Source organism: Halioglobus sp. HI00S01, assembly GCF_001635445.1.
Taxonomy (GTDB): Bacteria; Pseudomonadota; Gammaproteobacteria; order Pseudomonadales; family Halieaceae; genus Halioglobus; species Halioglobus japonicus.
The window spans coordinates 1-533 of record NZ_LWEE01000359.1 but is presented as its reverse complement, the minus strand read 5'-3'; the positions used below and the strand labels follow the sequence as shown (position 1 = coordinate 533).

At 56.7% G+C, this 533-nt stretch carries 1 protein-coding gene and 1 pseudogene; both read left to right on the top strand.

What is annotated here, in order from left to right; all coding sequences use genetic code 11:
• The coding region (locus A3709_RS24245) for a hypothetical protein (RefSeq protein WP_197484342.1) at positions 1–223 on the top strand (223 nt) is incomplete at its 5' end.
• Between the two features lie 3 nt (positions 224–226).
• Positions 227–533: pseudogene (locus tag A3709_RS20935) on the top strand (purine nucleoside permease); the annotation flags it as partial.

Sequence of the window (533 nt, the reverse complement as noted above, 5' to 3'; positions counted from 1 at the left end):
CAATATCTTCCTGTACGACGCCAAGGAATTCCAGACCGATGGCCAGTATGAAGGCGGCTTCCGGGCTGGTTGGCGCCGTGTCGATCGCGGCCTGGAAGTGGCCGTATTCGGTCGCAATATCACCGATGAAGAGAATGTCATGGGTGCCATCGACCTCAACAATCTGACCGGTTTCACCAATGAACCCCAGGTATTCGGTGTATCGGTCTCCTCTGAGTTTTAAGTTATGAATATGATACGTCCCAAAGCCCTGCTGCTAGCCGCAGCCGGGCTCTTCGCCGGCTGTACCGTGAGTGTCGATGTGGATACTCAGCAGCCTGTGCCCGTAAAGGTGGTGGTGGTCACCATGTTTGAAAGCGGTGATGACAGCGGCCACAAGGCCGGTGAATTTCAGCGCTGGCACGCGCGGATCGCGCTGGACAAGGTGTACGCCGCTCCGCACATGCTCCACGATATTCACTTCAGCGAAGACGCTGGCGTCATGTGCATTGTCACAGGCATGGGTACAGCGAATGCCGCGGCCAGTGTTATGG